This window comes from Virgibacillus flavescens, from assembly GCF_050574275.1.
Classification (GTDB): domain Bacteria; phylum Bacillota; class Bacilli; order Bacillales; family Amphibacillaceae; genus Virgibacillus_F; species Virgibacillus_F flavescens.
Map to the genome: position 1 here is coordinate 3,071,272 of NZ_CP192260.1, position 16,378 is coordinate 3,087,649.

General features: G+C 35.1%; 25 protein-coding genes. 8 read left to right on the forward strand and 17 right to left on the reverse strand.

Going from position 1 to position 16,378, the window contains the following annotated elements; translation table 11 throughout:
• Positions 1 to 20: 20 nt before the first annotated feature.
• The 3 genes from VBD025_RS15255 to rraA form a co-directional block, all read right to left on the reverse strand.
• A complete protein-coding gene (locus VBD025_RS15255; protein WP_430786982.1) occupies positions 21 to 530 on the reverse strand; it encodes an AAA family ATPase in 510 nt (169 codons plus the stop codon).
• 44 nt (positions 531 to 574) lie between these two features.
• Complete coding sequence (locus VBD025_RS15260) at positions 575 to 1,012, reverse strand: GNAT family N-acetyltransferase (protein WP_430786984.1); 438 nt, start codon at positions 1,010 to 1,012, stop codon at positions 575 to 577.
• A gap of 76 nt (positions 1,013 to 1,088) precedes the next feature.
• A complete protein-coding gene (rraA, locus tag VBD025_RS15265) occupies positions 1,089 to 1,523 on the reverse strand; it encodes a ribonuclease E activity regulator RraA (RefSeq protein WP_430791448.1) in 435 nt (144 codons plus the stop codon).
• 48 nt (positions 1,524 to 1,571) lie between these two features.
• Between rraA and VBD025_RS15270 the strand changes: the two genes are divergently transcribed.
• Entirely contained in the window at positions 1,572 to 2,360 is a 789-nt protein-coding gene (locus VBD025_RS15270; protein WP_430786986.1) for a hypothetical protein, read from the forward strand.
• Positions 2,361 to 2,479: 119 nt separating this feature from the next.
• Positions 2,480 to 2,671: a hypothetical protein gene (locus tag VBD025_RS15275; RefSeq protein ID WP_430786988.1), complete on the forward strand. Its 192-nt coding sequence runs from the start codon at positions 2,480 to 2,482 to the stop codon at positions 2,669 to 2,671.
• A gap of 282 nt (positions 2,672 to 2,953) precedes the next feature.
• Here the strand turns inward: VBD025_RS15275 and VBD025_RS15280 are convergent, their stop codons facing one another.
• A complete protein-coding gene (locus tag VBD025_RS15280) occupies positions 2,954 to 3,427 on the reverse strand; it encodes a DUF3967 domain-containing protein (protein WP_430786990.1) in 474 nt (157 codons plus the stop codon).
• Positions 3,428 to 3,740: 313 nt separating this feature from the next.
• Here VBD025_RS15280 and VBD025_RS15285 point away from each other — a divergent pair, with 313 nt between their 5' ends.
• Positions 3,741 to 4,178, forward strand: coding sequence for a hypothetical protein (locus VBD025_RS15285; RefSeq protein ID WP_430786992.1), 438 nt, complete (start codon positions 3,741 to 3,743; stop codon positions 4,176 to 4,178).
• 29 nt (positions 4,179 to 4,207) lie between these two features.
• On the opposite strand, the gene VBD025_RS15290 is transcribed toward VBD025_RS15285, so the two are convergent.
• Entirely contained in the window at positions 4,208 to 4,555 is a 348-nt protein-coding gene (locus tag VBD025_RS15290) for a hypothetical protein (RefSeq protein ID WP_430786994.1), read from the reverse strand.
• Positions 4,556 to 4,822: 267 nt separating this feature from the next.
• On the opposite strand from VBD025_RS15290, the gene mobV reads away from it, so the two are divergent.
• Positions 4,823 to 5,317: a MobV family relaxase gene (gene mobV, locus VBD025_RS15295; protein WP_430786996.1), complete on the forward strand. Its 495-nt coding sequence runs from the start codon at positions 4,823 to 4,825 to the stop codon at positions 5,315 to 5,317.
• A 162-nt stretch (positions 5,318 to 5,479) separates the two neighbouring features.
• Positions 5,480 to 6,094, forward strand: coding sequence for a hypothetical protein (locus tag VBD025_RS15300; protein WP_430786998.1), 615 nt, complete (start codon positions 5,480 to 5,482; stop codon positions 6,092 to 6,094).
• A 344-nt stretch (positions 6,095 to 6,438) separates the two neighbouring features.
• On the opposite strand, the gene VBD025_RS15305 is transcribed toward VBD025_RS15300, so the two are convergent.
• The 5 genes from VBD025_RS15305 to VBD025_RS15325 form a co-directional block, all read right to left on the reverse strand.
• On the reverse strand, positions 6,439 to 7,710 hold the full coding sequence (locus VBD025_RS15305; protein WP_430787000.1) for an FtsW/RodA/SpoVE family cell cycle protein: 1,272 nt from the start codon (positions 7,708 to 7,710) through the stop codon (positions 6,439 to 6,441).
• A gap of 5 nt (positions 7,711 to 7,715) precedes the next feature.
• A complete protein-coding gene (locus VBD025_RS15310; RefSeq protein WP_430787002.1) occupies positions 7,716 to 8,123 on the reverse strand; it encodes a PadR family transcriptional regulator in 408 nt (135 codons plus the stop codon).
• On the reverse strand, positions 8,116 to 8,661 hold the full coding sequence (locus tag VBD025_RS15315) for a sigma-70 family RNA polymerase sigma factor (RefSeq protein WP_430787004.1): 546 nt from the start codon (positions 8,659 to 8,661) through the stop codon (positions 8,116 to 8,118). Before VBD025_RS15315 ends, VBD025_RS15310 begins: the two co-directional genes overlap by 8 nt.
• Positions 8,662 to 8,751: 90 nt before the next feature.
• A complete protein-coding gene (locus VBD025_RS15320; RefSeq protein WP_430787006.1) occupies positions 8,752 to 9,066 on the reverse strand; it encodes a hypothetical protein in 315 nt (104 codons plus the stop codon).
• Positions 9,067 to 9,247: 181 nt separating this feature from the next.
• Positions 9,248 to 9,820 (reverse strand): hypothetical protein, encoded by a 573-nt coding sequence (locus VBD025_RS15325; protein ID WP_430787008.1) that lies wholly within the window; start codon positions 9,818 to 9,820, stop codon positions 9,248 to 9,250.
• 205 nt (positions 9,821 to 10,025) lie between these two features.
• Here VBD025_RS15325 and VBD025_RS15330 point away from each other — a divergent pair, with 205 nt between their 5' ends.
• From VBD025_RS15330 to VBD025_RS15340, 3 genes are read left to right on the forward strand one after another with little or no spacing between them, the layout of a single operon-like run.
• Positions 10,026 to 10,331 (forward strand): PadR family transcriptional regulator, encoded by a 306-nt coding sequence (locus tag VBD025_RS15330; RefSeq protein WP_430787010.1) that lies wholly within the window; start codon positions 10,026 to 10,028, stop codon positions 10,329 to 10,331.
• A complete protein-coding gene (locus VBD025_RS15335) occupies positions 10,328 to 10,783 on the forward strand; it encodes a hypothetical protein (RefSeq protein WP_430787012.1) in 456 nt (151 codons plus the stop codon). The genes VBD025_RS15330 and VBD025_RS15335 overlap by 4 nt, the downstream gene beginning before the upstream one ends.
• Positions 10,784 to 10,839: 56 nt before the next feature.
• Complete coding sequence (locus VBD025_RS15340; RefSeq protein WP_430787014.1) at positions 10,840 to 11,670, forward strand: GNAT family N-acetyltransferase; 831 nt, start codon at positions 10,840 to 10,842, stop codon at positions 11,668 to 11,670.
• Positions 11,671 to 11,989: 319 nt separating this feature from the next.
• On the opposite strand, the gene VBD025_RS15345 is transcribed toward VBD025_RS15340, so the two are convergent.
• From VBD025_RS15345 to VBD025_RS15375, 7 genes are all read right to left on the reverse strand, one after another.
• Positions 11,990 to 12,775: a sulfite exporter TauE/SafE family protein gene (locus VBD025_RS15345; protein WP_430787016.1), complete on the reverse strand. Its 786-nt coding sequence runs from the start codon at positions 12,773 to 12,775 to the stop codon at positions 11,990 to 11,992.
• Positions 12,776 to 12,824: 49 nt separating this feature from the next.
• Positions 12,825 to 13,052, reverse strand: a complete 228-nt coding sequence (locus VBD025_RS15350; RefSeq protein ID WP_430787018.1) for a sulfurtransferase TusA family protein — start codon at positions 13,050 to 13,052, stop codon at positions 12,825 to 12,827.
• Between the two features lie 19 nt (positions 13,053 to 13,071).
• Positions 13,072 to 14,202, reverse strand: coding sequence for an MBL fold metallo-hydrolase (locus VBD025_RS15355; RefSeq protein ID WP_430787020.1), 1,131 nt, complete (start codon positions 14,200 to 14,202; stop codon positions 13,072 to 13,074).
• A 12-nt stretch (positions 14,203 to 14,214) separates the two neighbouring features.
• Complete coding sequence (locus VBD025_RS15360; protein WP_430787022.1) at positions 14,215 to 14,787, reverse strand: sulfurtransferase TusA family protein; 573 nt, start codon at positions 14,785 to 14,787, stop codon at positions 14,215 to 14,217.
• Positions 14,788 to 14,799: 12 nt separating this feature from the next.
• Positions 14,800 to 15,099, reverse strand: coding sequence for a rhodanese-like domain-containing protein (locus VBD025_RS15365; protein WP_430787024.1), 300 nt, complete (start codon positions 15,097 to 15,099; stop codon positions 14,800 to 14,802).
• A 97-nt stretch (positions 15,100 to 15,196) separates the two neighbouring features.
• On the reverse strand, positions 15,197 to 15,676 hold the full coding sequence (locus tag VBD025_RS15370; RefSeq protein WP_430787026.1) for a DsrE/DsrF/DrsH-like family protein: 480 nt from the start codon (positions 15,674 to 15,676) through the stop codon (positions 15,197 to 15,199).
• A gap of 123 nt (positions 15,677 to 15,799) precedes the next feature.
• Positions 15,800 to 16,060, reverse strand: a complete 261-nt coding sequence (locus tag VBD025_RS15375) for a metal-sensitive transcriptional regulator (protein WP_430787028.1) — start codon at positions 16,058 to 16,060, stop codon at positions 15,800 to 15,802.
• Between the last annotated feature and the right edge of the window lie 318 nt (positions 16,061 to 16,378).

Genomic DNA, 16,378 nt, shown 5'->3' on the forward strand with positions numbered 1-16,378 from the left:
ATCGGACTATCCATATCCCGTTACTGTCGATGCTCTCTGTTTTCTTCGCTCTGCCGGATAATCTCGTCAATAACATTCTCGATTGGTGCGGTGGCGTCGATTATAATTCCGTTTTTCGGAATGTCTTCTTTCGTTTTGTGCAATCGCGCAATGAATTCCCGTTCTGCTTTTTTTCCACCAAACTCATTTTCCGGTCGTCCGTCTAGCCGCCGATTCAATGTGTCCATGTCGACCTCGAGGACAAACACGCCATCAAAAAGATCTATGAATTTCGAAAAGTTCCTTGAACCTCCGCAGAAATATGTTACCTCCTCATCCTGGTTTGCGACCAAAGATTTTACTTTATCTACATCCCAAATGTGATTCTCGTGCTTGGCGCTATCCGTCGGTGTACCAGTTTCCGGATCGCCTTGATAAGCCAATTCACGGTCCCCATGAATGGCTTGGTACCCTCGCCGCAGCAATTCGTTGCAGACCGTAGTTTTTCCGGAACAGGAAACGCCTTCTATCAGATAATTCCTAATGCCCATGAATAAACCCTTTCTTCAACTCTAAAAGTTATATTTCATATGATTTATACAGATAAACTCATACTAACTGTTCTGGTTTTAAACCCCATACTTTCGTATAGTTTAATTGCTTTATTTCCATTAAATACACTTAACCGGATTTCTGAATATCCTTCTTGTTTAAGTTGTTCAACTGCTGTATTAATCAATTGTTTTGAGATACCTTTTCCTCTATATTCTTCTAAAACGAATAATTCATAAATAAATCCAATTGTCTTATTTGAAAACTGATCTTTACTACCACCTATAAGAATCCAGCCCATCAACTTATTGCTGTCTGTTGAAATTAAATAATAGCAATCCTTTTTTAAAAGAAGTTCTACCAGTTGTTTTGCTTTTTCAATTGTAGGTTTCACTTCACCTAACGTTCCCTCGAAAATCACTTGTGGTGATAAATCTAAAATCTTTTCAATTTCGTATTCTCTTGGTTTTCTTATATCCAATAAATTAACCTCCAAAACCTCTAACTATTTATGTAATTAAAGTACTTCAAATCAACGGTTCTGTTAGTGGAACAAGTTATTCGTGATCCGACAATAGCGGTTGCTTCGAAACAATAACACCGTCTTCATCCACGTAGACATACTCTCCGGGACGCCATTCGACTCCACCGAAGTGAAGCGTGCTATTCCGTTCACCCTTGCCAAGTTTCCTGCTTTTAAGCGGATGTGTCCCTAATGCAAGAATGCCAACATCCATGTTAGCAAGATCGGCGGAATCCCTAACGCTGCCGTTTATAATAATGCCGGACAGCTTTCTTTCTTGCGCTATCCCTGCTAAACGGTCGCCGAGAAGTGCGCATCGATTCGAACCTCCACCGTTCACAACAATAACGGATCCTTCTGGTACATTTTCAAGTGCCTCAACGACAAGCACGTTATCCTCATACACATTAACGGTTTCAATTTTTCCTGAAAACTGCTTCTTTTTTCCAAAAGATCTAAATGGTACAATCTACCTGTGCGCACATACTGTTGTAAATTCAATAGAGGGAGTAGTTTAATGAAAAAAATTAAATTGTTGTTGACGCCATTAGTTTTCGTCTTAATTTTTTCATCTATGATTACTACATCAAGTGTTTCAGCTGAAAGTAAAAGTAAAAACAACAAGGTATCTGTTAGTGTGTTGCAACCAGATTCTGCTACAGAAAAGGTTTTTGAAAAAGCGGAGTACATTGTAAAGCCAGATGGTAGTGAAGTTATTAATATTAAAGGGTTTCATGGAAAAAATGATGGTATTCAGACGTATGACGTCGAAATTGATGAGAAAAATAAGACTTATGTAGCTACAAAAATGCAAGGTGAAGAATTAAATACTACTAAAGAATCGATTGCAAAAGAGGTAAACGAAGAAAACACTACTAAAGAATCAATTGTAAAAATGGAAAATTCATTATTGGCTACAATGTCAGGTGGAATTATTGCCACAACTGATGATCCTGTTGGAGCAGACTTAGCGATAACTAAGCATAAATTATATTGGACTAGTGGTGGATATGACCATAGGACTGGTTCGGCTTGGGGTGCTAATCCAAGTAGTTTGGGAACCCATTGGTATGTAAATGAAAATAGATTTGCTGGATTAACTACTATTGATGGAGGAGAAACTGTTTATAGTAAGTTATATACCTCTTACTACAATTATGATTTTCAAAGTAATGATCAGAGAACAGATATTTCTCATTCAGTAATAATATACGGATATACAGCTGGTGGTTTTAATTATGATGTTAGCTGGACAAAAAGCGGAGAAGCTAGTTGGTTATTAGATCTTGATATTTCATTATATTAACGAAAAACCATCAAATCAAAGTATACTTTGATTTGATGGTTTTTAAGTTTTAAAATTGTTTTACCACATTTCTTTTTTTGGCTATTCGTATTAAAAGAAAGCTAATTAAATAAAAAATATTGGTGATTCCAAACAAAATAAAAATACTAGGTGTAAAAACTAAATATAAACTTATGGGTAATGACCATAAAAATGATATTAGCATTAAGAAATTTTTAGATGTTAAAGAAGCGATAATAGCTAGACAAGCAGGAAGAAACAACATAAAGAATGTCATTAATATAGGTCCAACGCCATTAGGATCGGAATAAGGATTATAAAAATTTAATATAACCCATAAAAATACACTAGAGACACCGGCTGTTACTCCTAAGAAAATTGATATTTTTCTAATGTTAATCACCCCTTTATTTCATTTCTAATGTACTTAATAGCTTATTGTCAGCTCGAACGAATACCCTAATCATCTACTAAAACACATATATACCCTACTAAAATTAATTTAAAGGGTATATGAACTTTATGTGTCACTTCTAACGGCTGTTGTAAATCTTGTATTCCTATTATACCAAAATTTAAAGATGTTTATGACTTCACTTCCAAAACTTCCACCACTTTTTATGTTGGGTTGAAGCAATTTGTTTTTGTGTTTCTAAACTTTGATTCATGACATTTATTAAATTTTGATCTCTTTGATTTTGTCGTTTCTCTTGTTGATCTAACCGTTCCAGTATTTTTTGATTAAACTCTAGTTGCGTTTCTATGAAATTTTTTAAAGGGTTATCACTTTGTATCGTTGTATCGGTATGCAATATAGATAAATTTTGTCGATATAAACTCGCTATACTTTCAATAGATTCTTCCACTGAAAGACCACCATGTCTCAACGTAGCAAGATGTTCAAAAGCATATAAATCTGTATTTTTAAAACGTCGCCAACCTTTTTGGTCTTTTTCAAATTCATAGCCTTTTTCTTCTAGCATTTGAGCGTACTTTCTTACTGTAACTGGTTCAACTCGTATTCGTTTTGCAATTTCTCCAGTTGAATACATTTTAGTTCCCGTCATATCGAATTTCACCTCTCGATATATATTCGATACAACAATCTATTTTCCTTCTCAACTGTCTATACCGGGCATAAATTCAGCAAACAGCTAAAATTCAAGTTCGATAAAACCAATTTAAATAGAAAAATTCATTCTGCAGCATAAATAAATGATTTAATATTTAATTATTTTTATTTTTTTACAGGGAAACTCCGGCTGATGTCGAAATACTAATACAATTCACAAAATGGAGGGGATGCACTGTCATACAACAAGATTCCACATACATGTTGTAAGATGTGTCGCAATCTTAATTTAAGGGAGAGATGTAACCATGAAAAAGTTTAGATTAATTACGTTAACATTATTTATTGCTTTATTAATTCCTACATCGACATTTGCAAGCACAACTGGACCACAATATGGAGCAGGTGATTGGGATACCATTTTAGGGAGTAATTATGAAATAGCTACATCAACAACAAAAACAACACGGGTTGTCAACTCTGGCGGAGGAGATGCGCGTATATGTATTACTGGTATTAATGCTGGAAATGGTATTTCATTCGATTTGTATTCTGACAACCCGTATTCTGATGAGCAAATTCAAGGTTTTAGCTTTTTTAATGATGCACCATCAGGCACCGCAAGTAGATGGTGTACTGGTAAAATTGACGTAAGACCTTATAAGGATGGAGATTATGCAGAACTTTATCTCAAAATGAGATCCTTCTATCAACTAGATACTGTTTATGTTGAAATAGAGGACTAAAGTTAAATCGTAAGGTGCTTAATTGAGTTTTAGCTAATTTTTTCAATATTAATTTTAACTGAAAATGAATCTAATTCATTTCTTTTCGCTAAGTGTTCAATAATACTTCTGATATGATCATTAGTCTGTTTTCCTTCATGTTCATTTTTAGGGATTCCAATAGTAACTGTGATTGTGTTATTTCTTATATTATCTGCCGTTTGCATATTTAAGGTATATCCTTCTTTATGTAGGCTTTTAATGATTTGATCAGTGAAACTGTCAATATTTTGTATTGTAGTTTCTTCTTTTAAATTACTAAAATGATTAACAACGATGAAGGATCCCGCAATCAATACTAAACAACTTATGGTGATAACTATAGCTTTTTTTTTCATTTAGGATTCACTCCTTAATTCACTTTGTTTTATCTTATGTATATTAACCTTAAATTAGACGAGTAGTTATTTTAACTACTCGTCTTTTACCACAGTGCTAGTCATTGTGGTATTTTTGGTTTATTCGCCAATGGCGGCGGAATTGGTCCGGTTTTTGAATTTGATTTTGCCCTCTGCAAGAGCACACGTTTTTAACGACTTATGCAAATAAGTCTAGTGTCTTTATACTTATCTCAATAATTTTCTCGGACAAGGGGGCAAAATACTGTGAGTTATTCCATTCTACGAGTGGCAAAAGTGAAAAATTCAACAGCTTCAAAGGGCATTCAAAAACATAATCAAAGGGAAAATGAAAAGTACGGAAACAAAGATATTGACCATGATCGGACGCATTTGAATTACGATTTGATAAACGATGAAAATATAGAATACAAAAACCGAATGGAAGAAGTCATTGCGGAAGGCTACAACGGACAAAGGAAAGTCCGTTCAGATGCGATTAAGCATGTTGATGGGATTATTACGAGTGACAAGGCCTTTTTTGATAGCTTACCAGCTGATGTGCAAAACCAGTATTTCAAAGATAGCTTAGAGTTTGTAAAAAAAGAATATGGAGAAAAAAACCTACTCTATGCAACAGTTCATCTAGACGAAAAGACACCACACATGCACTTTGGATTTGTTCCTCTGACAGAAGATGGGCGACTATCGGCAAAAGATGTTGTTGGGAATAAAAAAGCGTTATCGCTACTCCAAGACTGATTCAATGATTTTATCAATGAAAAAGGCTATAACTTGGAACGTGGCGAACGCGGTTCAGACGATAAACATTTAGATATGCAAAAATTTAAAGAGAAAACACTTCAAGAAAAAATAAACGAACTGGAAAGGGGGTTTGTATGAAAACAGGACGAACTGAAGGTCATGAAAGAAAAAATGGTCGCTCTGTATAAAGGATGGGATCAAACGAAACAAGTGGACCAGATAGAAATTAAAGAAAGTGGCTTAATTGGCCCGAAAACGGTGAAATTAGCACGTCCTGACTTCGATAATATCATAACTGCTGCAAAGGTCTCAGAATCGCTTAAAATGGATAATGCGGAGCTTAAACAACAAGTTAAGCAAGTTTCTACTCGAAATACAGCGTTAGAAAAGAGAAATCATCAGCTACAAACGAAAGTAGACTCGGTAACGAAACAAAATCAGGAATTGAAAAAAGAGAATGGCGTTCTAAAACAAGAAAATAAATTCTTGCAGCGCACGATCGATCAAGTCAAAACTCATTTTAAAGAGCAGGTTCATGATATAATTTTGAAAATCGGAATGCTGAAAGTGAACGTGTTGGATAAAATGAAGTTGCCTTTGTTACAAAAATATTTTACAGACGATAAAGAAATTCAAGGCGCTCAACTTCTCATGAAAGAAAAGAAAAAAGAGCAAGAAAAAATAAATAACCAAGAAAAAAATGACGAACAAAAAGAAAAATCACCCAAACCGAAAAGACAAATTCGGAGAGATGATTTTGAAATGGAACGATAAAAGTGACTATATCACATGCGATACTTTGCTATATCACTACTATATCTCGAGGGTATCTGCACTATATCTTTTAAGCAAAAAATGACCCTAAAGTGATATAACAAAGTATCCAATAGGCACAGCCTATTTATCCACTTTTTTTAAAAAGTGGTACCGGATTCCCTTATGCTCTTTCACAATCTCACTTGCATGAGATATAATATTTTTAAATAAAGTGATGTCGCCAGTTCCTGGAGCGACGAATAAAACAGGAGTCGTTCTTCCCAATGACGACTAAAAATGGGAGTCGGATAATTAACCAAAAAAATAGACCTGCATGTAAACAGGCCACGTAAGTTTAAATCCTAATTAAAACTACTACCCATCAAATTCTTACGCCGATAAATACTTAACACGACTCCCATCAAAAATGCATTAAACAGCGTTGGCATCATTCCATAGCTAATAAAAGGCAAGGATATGGAAGTAACCGGGAACATGCCCAGGATCATTCCGATGTTATAAATGAAGGGAACTACAAATAGAGTGATTCCACCAACTAAAAGCAATTTCGCATAATGACTATTTACTTTATAGGAGATGACCACGACCCTTGCTATCATAAGAGAAAGAATTAAGACAAGGATAATTGCGAACAAATACCCATAGTAATACGTCAATGTTGCAAACACCAGATCAGTATGGGCAGAAGGAATGAACTCTTTTTTTCCAGTTGTGCCAAACCACCCTGCAGATGACATTAGCTCTTTCAAACGTAAATACAAATAATTTTCATCATTAGAGTTGAAAAATTCTATAAATCTTTTTAGTTTGTATTCACCTGCAAAAAACCAAAGATAGATACCACCACTAATTGATAGAAAAGTGGGTCCAACGGCCATTAACATGAGCGTCTTTTTCTCACTTAACTTACTCCACCAAAGCATAACGAATACCATTATGGTATAGATAAAGGCAACTGGAAGATTATGTATCATTAACATTAGATACAGAGAAAATAAAAATAATGTACCATGCTGCCAAACTTTTAGACTGCTATTATTGAAAAAAGAAGCCCAAGCTAGAAATAAAAATGGTAACGACAGTAGGCTATCAAGTGTGAACGGTCCGATTTTTATAACAGGTTCTCCATTTACTGCTATAGTTGAAAATAAGTTTATCGCTAGTAGAAGGAGTACACCAATCAGGTAAAACAACCATCCTAACTTTTCTAGTTTCCGAAAATCAATCATCATGATTCCTATTGCTGCAACAATACCTATAATCACAAAGAGCGACTTACTGATTAGAAAATGATTTACAGTCATATAGCCGGCATTTCCGAGAGTTACTATCGGCAAAAACCCCAGTCCCATGGCTGTCACTAATAAAATAATGATTAGCCAATCTACTCTTGGACGATGCAGTTTGTTAAGCGTCTGACCGAGTTTGATCGGACTTCCCATTTGCTGAACTGCCTTGTCTTCAGCGTCCACCTCGTCTGCACCTTTTTCTATCCATGTGTTCTTTGCCTTTTTCAAATGGAATTCCAATTCAGCTGCCACAAATTTCTTGGCTTCCTTTGACTTAATATGATTTGTAACTTCTTGTAAAAAGTGATCCCTTCTTTTTTTCAACGTTATCACTCCTGTATCAGCTCTTTTAATACAAACCGCTTCTTCTGGGAACTTTTTTCAGCCTTCAGCAGCATTTTTCTTCCCTTATCATTTAGTTGATAATATTTGTCCCCAGCACTATCCCAACTTGAAATAATTACACCGGAATGTTCGAGACGGTGCAATAACGTGTATAAAAATCCTTCGTTGTCCTCGAAACGTTGAATACCCCTGGCACGCAGCAGCTCTGTCAAATCGTATCCCGTTTGTTCCTGCATAAGCAGTTGTAATACCGCTAAATAAACATCCTCATCGTTTTCATATTTTCTATTTATTTTTTCGTGAACTTTCTTACGATGATCCTCTGAAAAATTTAACTGTTTAAAGGTAGTCTTCTCCATTGATTTCCGTAGCCCTTTTAACTGATCATCCATTTGATATTTCCTCCAATCTTTCTTTTAGGAGTTCCTTGGCTCTTTTAAGCCTTGTTTTCACAGTGTTTTCTTTCATTTCTATTACCACAGCAATTTCTTTGATAGCCAACTCTTCAAAATAATACAGATAAATGACTTCGCGATATTTTATTGGCAAGTTCATCACAACGGATGCAAGCATCTGATCTTCATCATTCTGAATAACTGTTTTCTCAACACTTCCATTTTGATATCCCGTAAATTCAGATTCATTTTCTGTAAGACTTACATTTTTGTTGTACCAGCTTTTTAAGTAGTCCTTGCTCTGATTGATTGCAATTCGCCACAGCCATGTACGTAACGTTGATTTCCCCTTAAACGAATCAAGAGAACGGTAACATTTAACAAATATATCCTGGGTTAAGTCCTCAGCGACCTCTTTATTCTTTACGTATGAATAAACAAGCTGCAGGATTTCCTGTCCATATTTGTGCATCATCTCATCAATCAGGACTTCCTTATCTTCTATTTCTAACACCTCTGCCGCTAATTCATCCACATCTGTTCCTCCTTCTCCATTATTAGACGACATGCTCTAGTCAAAAGTTTTTTAACGTAGTAAAAGAAAAACATCCTTATGTAAAAAAAATCAAAAGTTTATTTCTAGAAGTTCTTTTATCTCATTTAATAATTCCTTATGTTTTTCAATGGTAATTCGAGGCTTTTGCAAGGAATTGAAGTCTTCGTAAGGAAATATAAAGGTTCCGTCCTTTAAAACGCTAAACGTGTATGGTATCTTTTTACCACTTTCCAATTTATCACTCTCAGCAAAACCAAATGAGTAATTGTTTTGTGATTTCAATTGTTTAACGATGCTTTCACTACTTGATTTTTTCACTTTCAATCCTTCAATCATTGTTAATACTTTCTTAATTTTTTGCTTGTCTTTAATCGTCTTTGTCATTTCTTCATCAGTAGTACTCCCCTCTACCTTTTGAATGAATAACTGGCCAGATAAGCCCTTATCTTTAACTTTTACAACTTCTTCATTTCCAGAACAGGCACTCAGTGAAAAGATAATTAATAATAAACTTAAAATAATATACTTCTTGATAAGGACACCCCGTTTAATAATTTAATTGTCTCTAGCTCTTTGTAGCTATTACTTCGCCATCAGACAGCGCTTTTAACTCGAAAGGAAGTAATGGCTCATTTTTTCTTTTTAGGAAGAAAAAACGTTTTCCGTCTCCTTTTGATTCAATTAATGAAACTTCTTCTGCATCTCCATTTCCTGTGGATAAAAGAACCTCATCTACTTCTGGATTTAAAATCATTCCGTAGTAGTAACTGAATAACCGTTTATTTCCCTTTGATAGACCAGAAGCACCCCAAATCAACCCGTTATTTTCTTCCCGGTTTTGATTAAATGCTACATCGCCTATAAAACCAAAATCGCCTGCACCATTTACAACTTTCCAATTTCCAAGCCAATTCTGTTGCAGGAATCCTACAAACATTGCATTATCATTTTTAAGGAAAGTTATCCATTCCCCATCAATCTTTTCAATGGTTAAAACGTGATAAGGCTGGTTACTTAAATTTTTGGTACTATTCCGTACGTCACTTGCTTCTGGCAGCTTCTGATTAGTAAAATATAACAAAAATGAAAGCGTTCCTACTAATACTAGTACACTTCCAATTGCTATTCCCTTAGACATTTTACCCCTCCACTATTGATGTATATATTGATTGGATATTTCCCACAGTCTCGCTAGTTTAATAGTAATTATTTCAAATTTTTGTTATTTTCACAAGGCAAGTTAGATTTTTTGGAAAGATTTGACTTATTATTTTTTATGTTTTACTATTACGTTACACGTTATAACGTATAACGTAATAAATGTGAGGAGATGAAACAAGAATATGAGTTCAACTGACCGATTTTCTGAACCAACTTTGTTTATCTTAATTAGTTTAGCCGATGGGAATAAGCATGGTTATGCAATCATGGAAGATACTGAAGATTCATATGACATTAAAATTGGACCTGGGACCTTGTATGGTGCAATTAGTCGCATGGAGAAATTAAAATACATTGAGGCAATTCCCTCACAAGATAGAAAGAAGCCTTATCAAATCACTTCTGAAGGCAGAGAATATCTGCAGGGAAAATTAAAAGAAATCGATACGGTTACCAAGCTAGGTTTTAAAAGGTTGGGTCTAATATGAAGTGGCTAATTTATTTGTATCCTAAAAAATGGAGAAAGCGCTATGGAGATGAATTTTTATATATTCTGGAAAACAGGAATCTATCTTTTAAAGAGGTATTAGATGTATGTATCAATGCAATGGATGCACGTTTTTTAAATGCAGTGGAAGGGATTATTAATATGGATAAAAAATTTCGTACTGTTATGCTCGGTTCTGTTTTAAATCGATTCTTGATCATTGGTTTGGTGATTTTTATAGGCATGTTTAGCGGATATTGGATTGGAAACAACACTCCATCACTTTCAGAAATATCACCAGAAACATTATTACTGATTGGTGTTGGTTTGGGAATTTTCATTGGTTACGTAGTTGGTGTTGCAAGGGGTATTATGCGTGTTATTAATGTTACCAAAAAAGAGGATGTGTTCCTTCCTACTGGTAAATTAAAGTTTGATAAATCACAAGGGTAATCATGCTATTTATTGAAAGCTTTCTGATTTTAACTATTTAGGCAGGAGGATTAAATATGATTTGCGAACTGGATAAAATGGAATTCTATAAATGCAAAGAGCAAATAAATAATGCGGGACATTTGGAAGTTAAAGCGGTAATTGAAGGGAATAACCCTGGTCGGATTTTTGTAGATAACATCGACTCTCCTAAAACAGGACTTATTTGGCTAGGAAACAATGATGGTTTTTTCTTTATTAGTGATGAAAAAAATAAGTCATTTAATAATCATATAAATGATTTTATTGATACGGTAATTTTTCCTCAAGCAAAGAAGCTGAAATTAAATAAATTTATAGCCATTGGTAATCATTCAAGATGGGAGAATACGATAGAGAAAATCTTTGAACATCGTCACATGCAAAAATCGAATCAATATGTTTATACGCTGACAGAAAGTCGTTATAAAAACACGAATGAACGTTCGATCAATCAAGAATATACCGTATTCAAAGTCAGCAAAGACCTTTTCGAGAACAGCGACAATGCTCTTGAGAACATAGAGTTTTTACACTCGACACTATCAGAATTCTGGTCCTCTCCCGAGAATTTTTTTCAAAAGGGAATTGGATACTGTATTGTCTACCGAAATAAGATTGTGAGTTTATGTTATTCAGGATTTGCAGCTGAAAATGTTCACGGTATAGGTATAGAAACACTAGAAGATTATCAGGGGAATAAATTAGGGCAGAAAGTAGCCCATTGTGTTGTGAAAGAGTTTGTGCGTAAGGGTATAATTCCTTATTGGGACTGCGAGGAAGTAAATAAGCCTTCTAATATAATTGCTAAACATATAGGACTCGAGAAGGATTTTAATTATCTGGTTTACATTTTTCCAGTTGTATAATATATATTTTCAACTAGAATAAAATCTCATTTTAGAGAACACAACTTATTATCGCACATCTGGCCACGAACCTTGTTGTTTTCGGATTAATACAAATTGTCCAATGCTTCAATATCTATTCTTGCTTAAGAAGGGAATTGGAAGATGTTTTCGCCCTGATATTGCAGTGGCAATATAAAAACGTAGTCGAGATTCTTGTAATGAAATCACTGAAATGCTAAAGAGGACTTCCAATTATATGGAAGTCCTTTTAATATCAGCTTCAACTTTCGTTCTCGAATAATGAAATACGTTCTTTTTCGTATGACGTTGTCTTATGTTAACTTAAAATATCTATCCATATCTTAATCGCTGTCCCCAAAATCAAGACTGCTAAAATCCACTGAAGATGTTTCGTATTTACCTTTTTCCCTAAATTTGCACCTAACGGTGATGCAATTAAACTCGCAACAATCATGATAGCAGCAGGTAGAAATAATACTTGGTCAGTCATAATTTTACTCGTTGTTGCTCCAATAGATGAGATAAACGTAATGGCCAAAGACGAGGCAATGGTTATTCTTGTCGGTACCTTTAACACTACTAGCATTATAGGAACTAGTAAGAACGCTCCCCCAGCACCGACTATACCAGCACCAATTCCAACAAGTAGCGCAAGTATTGCTGCTAACCATCTATTGAAACTAAGCACGTCAAAAGTTGTTTGGTCCATTTTCTTTTTTGGTATAACCATTAAGATGACAGCAAGTAATGCTAATATGCCATATATAAGGTTTACGCCTTCTTCAGACATTTGTGAAGAGAAAAAGCCGCCTGCAAAGCTGCCAATTAAAATACTTACTCCCATGTAGCCGATAATAGTTTTATTTAAATATCCACCTTTTCGATAGGCCCAAACGCCACCAATTGTAGCGAATAAGACTTGAATCGCTGTAATACCTGAAACCTCATTTGCGCTAAAATTGGCAACTCCCAATAAAGCAGGAATATATAATAACATTGGATAATTTATAATGGCACCGCCAATTCCTATCATTCCTGAAATAAATGAACCAACAAATCCAATTATAAAAATAGATATAATAAATACGAAGCTAATTTCCATATAACGACCCCTCCGATAAGAGGGGACCCATTAATAAAATGAGTCACCTTTATGCTTTTTTAATCCAAAATTTGAGTACATCGTCCTCTTCTGTATCTTTTATTAATTCATGACCGCCAGATTTCACCCAAGCAGCAAGGTCACTTTTAGCTCCTTTATCCGTTGCATGAATTTCTAATATCTCACCTGAGTTTATCTCTTTCATTGCTTTTTTTGTTTTTACAATCGGCATTGGACATGCTAATCCTTTTGCATCTAACACTTTTGTTGCTTCCATTTCTTATTCCTCCTTTTAATTATCCTTCTACCGCACAACGGTTTGGCCCTGTCTCCATTTCTTTTTGTTCGTCTGTTTCTGGGTTAATTTTCCCTAAATTTGTTTTACGAATATTTTCATATGCATTTGGCTGTGGAGGTAGATTTTCGGTTACCATTTTTTTGAATTCATCCTCATCGTCTACTTGTAATCCTGAGTTTTGTTGATAAAGATTTCCTAAGCGAGCAGAAACTTCACCACTTTCTCCGAGTTCTTCTGCAAAAGAGTAATGTGCAGGCAATACGATTAGGTCATCAGAAAGCTCTTTAAATCGAGTATACAAGGTACTACGAAGGTCTCCTACCCAATCATCGGCTAACCCAGCTAGGTCTGGACGACCAATTGATTTCACAAATAAAATATCTCCTGTTAATAAATACATATCATCAATAATGAATGACGTACTACCGCTTGTATGCCCTGGTGAGTAAACTGGCTGTACTTTCACGGCAGTATTACCTACCATAATGTCATTCCCTTCTTCAAGTGGTGTATAATTAAACGTAACCTCCGTAGCATCTTTTGGTGGTAAGTGGTAGGTTCCTCCAACTTTCTTAGCTAGCTTACGCCCACCAGATATGTGATCCGCGTGTAAATGTGTATCAATTAATTGTTTAATTTGTACACCTCGTTCTTCAGCGAATTTTTCATATACATCTGTCATACGTGCTGTATCCACTATCGCTGCTTCCCCATTTGATTCAATGAAATAAGATAAGCAACCTTTTCCTAAGCGAACAAATTGATAAAGACTTCCGCCTCCGTTTAATTCACTAATCTTCACAGGCTCCAAGTGTTCACTCCACGCTTTCATACCTCCCTCAAGATTATAAACATTCGTGTATCCTTCCTCTTCTAATATTTCAGCTACCATTTGGGAAGATCCACCTTTTGCACAAACAACGATAACTTCTTTACCCTTTTTTAACTTTTCAGCTACTGGGGCAATACCATCCAATAGATTGAAGTATGGTTCATTGATTACTTCAACGTTTCCTCCTTCAATTTTCCAATTATCAAATTCGTCTGTATTTCGTACGTCCAAGATTAAAGTTTCTTCGTGATTCACGATTTTTTTTGCCAATTTTTCTGTAGTAATTGTTGAAGACATACAATTCCCCTCCTAATTATTGCTGTTAGTTGGACCGTCCCACTTACTCATACCAGGTACAACATTCTTTACACTTTTATAACCTTGTTCAGTTAGCTTTTGAGCAGCTAAGTCACTGCGATTACCTGTACGGCAAATGACATGTATTTCTTTGTCTTTATCAATTTCTTCAAATCGCTCTTCCAGTTCCCCGAGGGGTATATTCACTGCCCCAGGTATATGACCGAATACAAATTCGGCTGGTTCACGAACATCAAGAATGGAAATAGACTCTTCTTTTTCTATCTTATTACGAAGCTCTTTCAAATCCGTAATTTCTTTATGTTTTGTTTCTTCATTTGTTTCAGCATCACTTACTTTACGTACATAATGTTTTAATACATCGTTATCTTCAATTGTTCCTAGATATTGATGTCCTGTACTCTCTGCCCATGCTTTCATATCAGCTGTAGACCCTTTATCTGTTGCTTGAATTTCAATAACTTGACCTGGTTTCAAGTGTGTTATCGCCTTTTTTGTCCGAACAATTGGCATTGGACATGCTAAACCCTTTGCATCTAAGATTTCATTTGCTTTAATAGTCATTTGAATTCCTCCTTATTTCTCTACTTCATCTTCCCAATCGAGCATACCGCCACTCATATTAGTTACGTTATATCCTTGATCACTTAAAAAGGCACATGCCTTACCACTTCTACCACCTGATCTACAAACCATAACATGATGACGAGCTTTATCGATTTCATCTAGCCGTTCTGGTATTTGACCTAATGGTATATGTTGAGCAGCCGGAATTTTCCCCAGTGCTACTTCTTCTTCTTCTCGAACATCGATAACATTAATTATTTTTCCGTTTATTAACTTTTCCCCTAATTCTTTCGCAGTAATTTCCTTCATTGTTTCCCCTCCAAATTGTTTAACGATTCTAATACACCAACAGGTATCTTAATATGACTTACATACCTACCGGGGTATATAAATCATCAAAAAAAAATTAGATAAACAAATTCACATTACCATCTTCCGCATCACCAATATAAGCAGCAACTCCTGCGTATTCTATTCCATCAAGTAGCTCTTCTTTTTGAAGACCAAGTAAATCCATTGTCATTGTACATGCAATAAATTTCACTTCTTGCTCCTGAGCCATTTCCACTAACTGTGGTAAAGGCAAAGCATTGTGTTTCTTCATCACGTTTTTAATCATTTTTGGTCCCATTCCTAAATAATTCATCTTCGAAAGTCCCATTTTATCAGTTCCTCTTGGCATCATTTTTCCAAACATTTTCTCCATAAAACCTTTCTTAACTGGAACCAGTGCATCCTTACGTAATGCGTTTAATCCCCAAAAGGTATGAAAGATCGTAACCTCATGATCGTAAGCTGCTGCACCGTTGGCAATAATGTATGCTGCCATCGCCTTATCATAGTCACCGCTAAACAATACGATAGTTGTTTTCTTTTTATCTGACATCTATAACTCTCCTTTTATTCATAATATACATATACCTGTACGGGTATTAATTTTTATTAAAAAAATAAGGTTACCATTTACTAACCAATTTTATGCTAAGGGCTCAAAAATGGATTGTCAACCTTACCTGCTTTTTACAATTAAATTAACAGCTTCTTTAATCAATTCTTCAGAACTTCCCCCCCTTGCTTTTTCTTCACGAATGCATTGTTCAAGATTAGTGCTGACAACTAGTGCAGCAGTCCTATCCATAGCACTTCTTACAGCCGACAATTGGGTCACGACATCTCGACATTCCTTTTCTTCTTCCATCATTTTTAGTAACCCTCTCACCTGTCCTTCAATACGCTTCATTCTATTTTTCATTTGTGCATCGTATTTCATGACTATCCTCATCTCCTTGAAATCTTTCTTATACCAGTTAGTATGCTATCACTTTATACCTCCATGGGTATTTTGTCAACATGTTACTTTCCACCTCGAAAATTCATCAAGAGGTTATTACTGTGGTAAGTCTATTATAATATCCATGTCTTAACAATTAACAATCTTAGCTTTTCACTTTTTATAAACATTCTCTTATCTATTACCGATAATAAAGGAAATATAATAAATAGAGAGCGAGAGATAATGTCTTTTTTAAAAGTGTATTTAACCTTCTAACAGACAAAAGGGAACTTAAAGAACCAGTTACATATAAGG

Excerpts from the sequence above, each read along its gene's own strand:
- VBD025_RS15255 (WP_430786982.1), bottom strand. The coding sequence starts at position 530 with ATGGGCATTAGGAATTATCTGATAGAAGGCGTTTCCTGTTCCGGAAAA.
- VBD025_RS15270 (WP_430786986.1), top strand. The coding sequence starts at position 1,572 with ATGAAAAAAATTAAATTGTTGTTGACGCCATTAGTTTTCGTCTTAATT.
- VBD025_RS15280 (WP_430786990.1), bottom strand. The coding sequence starts at position 3,427 with ATGACGGGAACTAAAATGTATTCAACTGGAGAAATTGCAAAACGAATA.
- VBD025_RS15285 (WP_430786992.1), top strand. The coding sequence starts at position 3,741 with ATGAAAAAGTTTAGATTAATTACGTTAACATTATTTATTGCTTTATTA.
- VBD025_RS15290 (WP_430786994.1), bottom strand. The coding sequence starts at position 4,555 with ATGAAAAAAAAAGCTATAGTTATCACCATAAGTTGTTTAGTATTGATT.
- VBD025_RS15300 (WP_430786998.1), top strand. The coding sequence starts at position 5,480 with ATGAAAGAAAAAATGGTCGCTCTGTATAAAGGATGGGATCAAACGAAA.
- VBD025_RS15310 (WP_430787002.1), bottom strand. The coding sequence starts at position 8,123 with ATGGATGATCAGTTAAAAGGGCTACGGAAATCAATGGAGAAGACTACC.
- VBD025_RS15320 (WP_430787006.1), bottom strand. The coding sequence starts at position 9,066 with ATGACAAAGACGATTAAAGACAAGCAAAAAATTAAGAAAGTATTAACA.
- VBD025_RS15325 (WP_430787008.1), bottom strand. The coding sequence starts at position 9,820 with ATGTCTAAGGGAATAGCAATTGGAAGTGTACTAGTATTAGTAGGAACG.
- VBD025_RS15330 (WP_430787010.1), top strand. The coding sequence starts at position 10,026 with ATGAGTTCAACTGACCGATTTTCTGAACCAACTTTGTTTATCTTAATT.
- VBD025_RS15335 (WP_430787012.1), top strand. The coding sequence starts at position 10,328 with ATGAAGTGGCTAATTTATTTGTATCCTAAAAAATGGAGAAAGCGCTAT.
- VBD025_RS15340 (WP_430787014.1), top strand. The coding sequence starts at position 10,840 with ATGATTTGCGAACTGGATAAAATGGAATTCTATAAATGCAAAGAGCAA.
- VBD025_RS15345 (WP_430787016.1), bottom strand. The coding sequence starts at position 12,775 with ATGGAAATTAGCTTCGTATTTATTATATCTATTTTTATAATTGGATTT.
- VBD025_RS15350 (WP_430787018.1), bottom strand. The coding sequence starts at position 13,052 with ATGGAAGCAACAAAAGTGTTAGATGCAAAAGGATTAGCATGTCCAATG.
- VBD025_RS15355 (WP_430787020.1), bottom strand. The coding sequence starts at position 14,202 with ATGTCTTCAACAATTACTACAGAAAAATTGGCAAAAAAAATCGTGAAT.
- VBD025_RS15360 (WP_430787022.1), bottom strand. The coding sequence starts at position 14,787 with ATGACTATTAAAGCAAATGAAATCTTAGATGCAAAGGGTTTAGCATGT.
- VBD025_RS15365 (WP_430787024.1), bottom strand. The coding sequence starts at position 15,099 with ATGAAGGAAATTACTGCGAAAGAATTAGGGGAAAAGTTAATAAACGGA.
- VBD025_RS15370 (WP_430787026.1), bottom strand. The coding sequence starts at position 15,676 with ATGTCAGATAAAAAGAAAACAACTATCGTATTGTTTAGCGGTGACTAT.
- VBD025_RS15375 (WP_430787028.1), bottom strand. The coding sequence starts at position 16,060 with ATGAAATACGATGCACAAATGAAAAATAGAATGAAGCGTATTGAAGGA.